This window comes from Dechloromonas hankyongensis (genome assembly GCF_022012295.1).
GTDB classification, from domain to species: Bacteria; Pseudomonadota; Gammaproteobacteria; order Burkholderiales; family Rhodocyclaceae; genus Azonexus; species Azonexus hankyongensis.
The window spans coordinates 1,768,684-1,775,646 of the sequence record NZ_JAKLTN010000001.1 but is presented as its reverse complement, the minus strand read 5'-3'; the positions used below and the strand labels follow the sequence as shown (position 1 = coordinate 1,775,646).

The 6,963-nt window shown below is 66.4% G+C and carries 10 protein-coding genes; all 10 read right to left on the bottom strand.

All coding sequences use genetic code 11. The annotated features are described in order from the left end of the window. On the bottom strand, window positions 1–582 hold a 582-nt coding region (locus LZ012_RS08490; protein ID WP_476728684.1), incomplete at its 3' end, for a Rossmann-fold NAD(P)-binding domain-containing protein. 103 nt (window positions 583–685) lie between these two features. Next, window positions 686–955, bottom strand: a complete 270-nt coding sequence (locus tag LZ012_RS08485; protein WP_275709577.1) for an RnfH family protein — start codon at window positions 953–955, stop codon at window positions 686–688. A gap of 15 nt (window positions 956–970) precedes the next feature. Beyond that, window positions 971–2,044 (bottom strand): RnfABCDGE type electron transport complex subunit D, encoded by a 1,074-nt coding sequence (locus tag LZ012_RS08480; RefSeq protein ID WP_275709575.1) that lies wholly within the window; start codon window positions 2,042–2,044, stop codon window positions 971–973. Next, a complete protein-coding gene (gene rsxC, locus LZ012_RS08475) occupies window positions 2,041–3,555 on the bottom strand; it encodes an electron transport complex subunit RsxC (RefSeq protein WP_275709573.1) in 1,515 nt (504 codons plus the stop codon). The genes LZ012_RS08480 and rsxC overlap by 4 nt, the downstream gene beginning before the upstream one ends. 10 nt (window positions 3,556–3,565) lie before the next feature. Continuing rightward, complete coding sequence (locus LZ012_RS08470) at window positions 3,566–4,111, bottom strand: RnfABCDGE type electron transport complex subunit B (RefSeq protein ID WP_275709570.1); 546 nt, start codon at window positions 4,109–4,111, stop codon at window positions 3,566–3,568. Between the two features lie 31 nt (window positions 4,112–4,142). Further along, complete coding sequence (gene rsxA, locus LZ012_RS08465) at window positions 4,143–4,724, bottom strand: electron transport complex subunit RsxA (protein WP_275709567.1); 582 nt, start codon at window positions 4,722–4,724, stop codon at window positions 4,143–4,145. Window position 4,725: 1 nt separating this feature from the next. Beyond that, the gene (locus LZ012_RS08460; protein ID WP_275709564.1) at window positions 4,726–4,914 is read right to left on the bottom strand and encodes a hypothetical protein; all 189 of its coding nucleotides are present in this window, start codon (window positions 4,912–4,914) and stop codon (window positions 4,726–4,728) included. Window positions 4,915–4,971: 57 nt separating this feature from the next. After that, on the bottom strand, window positions 4,972–5,496 hold the full coding sequence (locus LZ012_RS08455; RefSeq protein ID WP_275709562.1) for a SoxR reducing system RseC family protein: 525 nt from the start codon (window positions 5,494–5,496) through the stop codon (window positions 4,972–4,974). A gap of 17 nt (window positions 5,497–5,513) precedes the next feature. Continuing rightward, window positions 5,514–6,188 carry an electron transport complex subunit E gene (locus tag LZ012_RS08450; RefSeq protein ID WP_275709560.1) on the bottom strand — a complete coding sequence of 225 codons (675 nt, stop codon included), beginning with the start codon at window positions 6,186–6,188 and terminating at the stop codon, window positions 5,514–5,516. Between the two features lies 1 nt (window position 6,189). After that, window positions 6,190–6,819, bottom strand: a complete 630-nt coding sequence (gene rsxG / locus LZ012_RS08445) for an electron transport complex subunit RsxG (RefSeq protein ID WP_275709558.1) — start codon at window positions 6,817–6,819, stop codon at window positions 6,190–6,192. Window positions 6,820–6,963: the final 144 nt, after the last annotated feature.

Below are 6,963 nucleotides of genomic sequence, written 5' to 3'. Positions count from 1 at the left end.
GTCGACCATGGCGCCCAGGCGCTTGCAGGTGGCGATGGCTTGCAGGCCGGCGACGCCGGCGCCAATCACGAGAACGCGGGCTGGCCTAATCGTTCCGGCCGCCGTGGTGAGCATGGGGAAGAACTTGGTGCACCGGGCGGCGGCGATCAGGCCGCATTGGTAGCCGGCGCAGGCGCCCTGGCTGGACAGGGCGTCCATGCTCTGGGCGCGCGAGATGCGCGGCAGCAACTCCAACGCGAAGGCGGTGATCTTCTTCGCATTCAACGCGGCCAGGCGTTCCTTCGATTCGTAGGGTTTCAGCAGGCCGATCACCACGGCACCTTCGGGCAGCGCGGCGATCTCTTCCAGACTCGGCGGGGTGACGCGAAGGATCAGGTCGGCGCCGGCATAGGCGTCGGCAACCCCGCCCACCAGATTCGCCCCACCATAGTCCGTATCGAGAAAATGGCTCTGGATGCCCACGCTTTGCTCAATGCACAGCGCAGCCCCCAGCCCCAGAAACTTCCTGGCCGTCTCCGGAACCAGTGCCACTCGGCTTTCACCGGGCACACGTTCCCTCACGACCGCTAGCTTTAGCGGCATGCTGCTCTCCTAAATTATTTACGCGGGAGTTATTCCCACAAGATCGAATATTGTCTATGGGCTGGTCTTTGCCAGCCCTGAGTCGTTACCACTACCTTGCGTTTTATTCTTCTTCCAGATCGTGCCGGGGGACGGTTTCAGGATCGGCAACGATTCCCCGGTAAATCTCGACGCGGTCGCCTGCTTTCAACGCGGCATCGAGTTTGACCAGTCGCCCGAAAACCCCCACCTTCTGGGCTCCCAGGTCGATATGGGGAAACTGTTTGAGGATGCCGGAACGTTCGATGGCTTCCTTGACCGTCGAATCGTCCGGCACCTCGATGTTGAGCCAGATCTGCTGCCCCGGTTCGGAATAGGCAACACCGATTTGCATGACGTCTTACCTCCCTCAGTTGGTGGTCGGCAACGGCGTTCCCTTGCGGTCCCGGCCGTAGATGCGTGGTTTGAAATAGGTGTCGATGATCGGCGTCAGCGAGTTCATCAGCAGCACCGCGAAGGCGACGCCTTCGGGGTAGCCGGCCCAGGTGCGGATGACCCAGGTGAGCAGCCCGCAGCCGAAGCCGAAGATCAGCTGGCCGCGCGGCGCATTGGGCGAAGTCACGTAGTCGGTGGCGATGAAGAAGGCGCCGAGCATGGCGCCGCCGGACAGCACGTGCGCCCCGGCATCGAGGTAGCGCGCCGGATCGACCGCATGCAGGATGGCCGCCGGCAGCGCGATGCCGGCCAGCATGGCGAGCGGGATATGCCAGCTGATGATGCGCAGGAAGACCATCGCCGCGCCGCCGGCCGCGATCAGCCAGGCCGCCGTTTCGCCCAGGCTGCCCGGGCGGCTGCCGATGAAGGACAGGGCCGGCGCATGCTGCAGCGAGTCGAACAGATTGACGCCGCGCGACAGTTCGGTCTTGGCGAAGCCGAGCATCGTCGCGCTGGTCACCGCATCGAATGCCGGCGGCACGCCGCGCAGGACGATGAGCAGGCCTTCGATCGGTCCCGGCGCGCCGGCGCTGAACAGCGGCAGCGGCGACACCCAGGCCGTCATCTGGACCGGGAAGGAGATCAGCAAAGCCACCCGCGCCACCATGGCCGGGTTGAACAGGTTCTGGCCGATTCCGCCGAAGGCCTGCTTGCCCAGCGTCGTCGCGAACAGGCCGCCGAAGACGCCGATCCACCAGGGCGCCCAGGGCGGCAGCGAGACGGCCAGCAGCCAGCCGGTGAGTATCGCCGAGCCGTCGTGCAGTACCGGCATCGCCTGGCGGTTCATCAGGCGCAGGCAGAAGCCCTCGCCCAACATGGCCGCCGCGATGGTGATCAGCCACAGGTAGAAGGCCGGCCAGCCGTAGAGCCAGAAGCCGTACAGGGTGGCCGGGGCGAGCGCCATCATGACCAGGGCCATGATGCGCCCTGGGCTGTTGCTGGTCGTGGTGTGCGGTGCGGTGACCGGTGTTCCGTATGCCTGGCTCATGCTGAAGCTCCCTCGGTTTTCTCGGCGACGGCCGGTGGCGCTGCTGCCGCGGCGGCGGCCTTGGCGGCCTCCCGCTCGGCCTTGCGGCGGGCGGCGGCTTCTGCCTTCTCGCGGTTCTCGCGTTCGATGCGGGCACTCTTCGCCTCGGCCAGGCGTTTGGTCGCCTCGGTGCGCAGCTTCGTGCGCTCGGCGGCGGTCAGTTCGCCCTTGGCATGGCTGAAATACTGGACCAGTGGGATGTGCGACGGGCAGACGTAGGCGCAGCAGCCGCAGGAGATGCAGTCCTGCAGCGCGTAGGCCTCGGCTCCTTCGAGATCGCCGGCCTTGATCCGCGCCGCCATTTCGAGCGGCAGCAGGCCCATCGGGCAGGCCTTGGTGCAACTGCCGCAGCGGATGCACGGCCCGGCTTCCGGCACGAAGGCCTCGGCCGCATCGAAGGCGAGGATGCCGGAGGCGCCCTTGACGATGGGAATCCGGTCGTGGAGCAGCGGCGTGCCCATCATCGGGCCGCCGAGGATCAGGCGCGACGGCGTTTCCTTGAGGCCGGTGAAGGCGAGCAGTTCGCTGATCATGGTGCCGAGCGGCGCGTAGATGTTGCCCGGCGTGGCGATCGCCCCGCCGTTCAGGGTCACGATGCGCTCGACCAGCGGCTGGCCGAGGCGGATCGCCTTATGCACTGCGGCACAGGTCGACACGTTATGCACCAGCACACCCACCTCGGCGGCCCGGGCGTCGGACGGCACTTCCTTGCCGGTCAGGGTCTGGATCAACTGCTTGTCGGAGCCCATCGGATAACGCGCCGGCACCGGCCGGATCTTGACCTCGGGGTAGGCCGCAGCAGCCTTGCGCATGGCGGCGATGGCCTCCGGCTTGTTGTCCTCGATGCCGACCAGCGCCTCCTGCGCGCCGATGGCGTGCATGACCAGGCGCGCCCCATCGACCACCTGGCAAGCAAAGTCGCGCATGATGCGGTCGTCGCTCGACAGGTAGGGCTCGCACTCGCCGCCATTGACGATCAGCGTGCCAACCTTGAGGCGCTTGCCGAGAGCGAACTTGACGGCCGACGGGAAGGTCGCGCCGCCCAGGCCGACGACGCCGGCCTGCGCCGCCAGCTTGGCGATTTCCTCAGGCGCTGCGGCGAAGGGATCAACCAGCACGCCAGTGTCGAGCCAGCGGTCGCGACCGTCGGAGTCGATGGTGATCGCCTTGAACGGCAGGCCCGAGGGGTGCGGCGCGGTGACCTCGCCGATGGCGCTCACCGTGCCGGAAACCGGTGCATGGATGGGCGCCGAGATGTTGCCCTGCGCCTCGGCGACCAGTTGCCCCTTGAGCACCTTCTGGCCGACCAGGACGACCGGCCGGGCGGCGCCGCCGACGTGCTGGCTCAGGGGCATATAGACCCGCTCCGGGGTCGGCAGGATGCGCAGCGCCACGTCGGCCGCCGGTCGCTTGTGGTCTTCCGGATGCACGCCCCAGTTCGGCGTCTTCAGGAAACGGTCGAGAAATCCCATGGCGAACTCCTCAGGCGTGGACCGCAGCCGCAGCCAACGTCGGCTTGGGCCAGGTCCAGTGTTGCAGGGTGACCGGGATGGGCGCCATGCCCAGCGCTTCGGTCGGGCAGACATCGACGCAGGACGAGCAGCCGGTGCAGGCCTCGCGGATGACGTTGTGGATCTGCTTGGCGGCGCCGATGATGGCGTCGGTCGGGCACACCTTCATGCAGCGGCAGCAGCCGATGCAGATTTCCTCGGTGACTTCGGCGATGCGCGGGCCCGTATCGGCCACCGCCGACAGGTCGACCTTGACGCCCAGTTTGGCCGCCAGTGCCTCTGCCGTCGCCTTGCCGCCCGGCGGGCACAGCGTGACCGGCGCTTCGCCCTTGGCCAGCGCGGCCGCTGCCTGCGCGCAGCCGACGTAGCCGCACTGCCCGCATTGCGAGCCGGGCAGCATGGCCTGCAGTTCGGCCTCGATCGGATCTTCTTCGACGGCCAGGTAGCGCGACGCCACCCCCAGCACGCTGCCCAGGGCCACGCCCATCGCGGCAAGACTGCCAACGGACATCAACATGATGCTTCTCCTTCTGCCAAACTTTGTTTAATCAGCTCGTGGCGATGCCCGAAAACCCCATGAAGGCCATGGCCAGCATGCCGGCGACGACGAAGGCGATGGGGGGTCCGGCGAACAGTCGCGGCACCTCGGCCAGCACGAGACGCTCGCGCAGACCGGCGAAAATGATCATGACCAGGCTGTAGCCGACCGACGAGGCGAAGGCGAACATCGTCGCGTTCAGGAAACCCATCTTCCCCTCGACCAACAGCAGGGCGACGCCGAGCACCGCGCAGTTGGTGGTGATCAGCGGCAGGTAGATGCCGAGCATCTGGAACAGGCTGGGCGACACCTTCTTGATGGTCATTTCGGTGAATTGCACGGCGCTGGCGATGACCAGGATGAACGTCACCGTGCGCAGGAAGCCGAGGCCGTAGGCGTCGAGCAGCCAGGTCTGCACCGCCCAGTCGGCCATCGACGAGACGGTGATGACGAAGGTGGTGGCCAGGCCCATGCCGGCGGCGGTATCGACCCGCGTCGTCACCCCCATGAAGGAGCAGAGACCGAGGAAGCGCGCCAGGATCACGTTGTTCACCAGGGCCGCGCCGATCATCATCAGGGCAAATTCTTTCATCCTAGAAACCTCGGCTGGACGAGCCCGTTGGTGCGTTCGGGCGGGTGGATGGCGCGACGCGACGCCGCGGCAGGCTCATGCCTGCAAGAAGGAGCAACAAAGCCATGCGCCCGCCCGAATGGGCCAGCGGGTTCGTAGCGTGCTCACCCGGCAGGTGAGCCTTGAGCAACAGGTAAAAGATGATCGGCATCACGGTCTCCAGTTCAGGACAAGCGGTCAGCTGAGGTTTCTAGGATCATGGTCTTTCCTATACCGTTCCACAGGTTTCATCGGGCCGCGCCCGGCGCACGAAGCGCGGCGCCAGTTCGCCCTTCGCCGCCAGGCGGCGGGCATTGAGGCGGGCGGCGAGCAGGCCGAGGGCCAGACCGCCGAGCATGCCGAGCAGCGTCGTCGCATCCTCGCCGTAGAGCCCTTGGACCACCGAGGCGCTGACCAGGGCGAAGAGCAACGGCAGGCCGTAGGCGGTCAGAGCGGCCTTGAGCAGTGCCCGCTCGCTGACCCCGACCACCAGGCGGTCGCCTTCGCTAAATTTCTGTCCTCCCCCCAGCCCGTCCGGGGTCTCGAGCACGAAGCGGCGAGCCTGCAGACGGCTGGCCACGGTGCCGACGCCGGCCGCTTCGCGGGTGCCACAACTGGCGCTGGACGCGCAGTGGCCGCAGCTGGTGGTCTGTTCCGGTTCGAGCCAGATCTGGTCGCCGACGACGCTCACGACGCGGGCGATGCCTTCGACCGAGTGGGTTGGCGGCGGCTGGAGGACAGGGAGGGCAGTCATGGTGGCGGTCCCCGTCATCACAGCGCGTGCGCCCCGGCCATCTGGATTTCCTTGCCGGCCGCGAGATCGAGCAGGCGCTTGCCAACGACCAGCAGGCCGGTGACGATGAAGCCGCCCGGCGGCAGGATCATCATCAGAACGCCCATGTCGGCCGGCAGCAGGCACATTTCGATCACCTTGAAGCTCGGCCCGAGGAGCAGCGAGGCGTCGGCGAACAGGGTGCCGGAACCGATGATTTCGCGCACGGCGCCGATCACGGTCAGGGCTATGGTGAAGCCGAGGCCCATGAACAGGCCGTCGAGGAAGGCCGGCGTCGGCGCCTGCTTGGCGGCGAAGGCTTCGAGCCGGGCAAGCGGCAGGCAGTTGGAGACGATGAGCGGGATGAACAGGCCGAGCACCTTGTACAGCTCGTGCATCCAGGCGTTCATGCCGAGGTCGACCACGGTCACCATGGCGGCGACGATCAGGATATAGACCGGAATCCGCACCTCGGTGGTGATGCGGTTGCGGAACACGGCGACGAGATAGCTCGATGCCGCCATGACCACCGCGGTGGCGAGGCCCATGCCGAAGCCGTTGGTGGCGCTGGTCGTCATCGCCATGGTCGGGCACATGCCGAGCAGCATGCTGAACACGCCGTTGTTGTCCCACAGACCGTCCTTGACGATCGTCTTGTAGTCGCTGTCTGCCATGTCAGTCTGCCTTCGTCAGTTGGGATTTGTGTTCGGCGAAGAATTCCAGGCCGCCGCGGATAGCCGCCATCACCCCGCGCGGCGTGATGGTGGCGCCGGCGAACTGGTCGAAATCGCCGCCGTCCTTCTTCACCTTCCAGCGCTCGAGGGGCGGGTTGCCCGCCGACAGGCCGGTGAAGCGCTCGATCCACGGCCCTTTCTTGACCTCGATCTTGTCGCCCAGGCCCGGCGTTTCCTTGTGCGCCAGCACGCGCACGCCGAGCACCTTGCCTTCGGCATCGATGCCCATCATCAGCTTGATTTCGCCGGCGTAACCGGTGCCCAGGATTTCGTAGGCCACCCCGCTCACCTGCCCCCCCTTGCGGGCGCGGTAGATGGTCACCGGCCGCCCCTCGGCGCTGGTCAGTTCCAGCGTGTCGGTCACCGGGTTGTTGTCGTGCAGCTCGTCGGGCAGAACCTGGCCAAGCGAGTTCTGCTTGTCTTCCATGGCGCGCGCTGCGATGTTGTCGAGCGTGATCTCATCGGTAATTGCCAGCAGCAGTCCGAAGCCGAGGCAGAACAGGCCAAGAATGAGGCCATGCCTGAACATTTTGGCTTGGCTGTCGAGAGGCAGGGCTTGAGAGGTCGTCATGGTGGGCTTACTCGATGTTTTGCCCTTCTACTGCACAAGGCGTGCCAATCGCTGCAGCGCAGCATGAACCCCACGCCGATGCGGCTTCCGGTGCATGACGCACACATTCGGTGCATTTCTGGCCGCCCAGTCTGTCGCAAACCC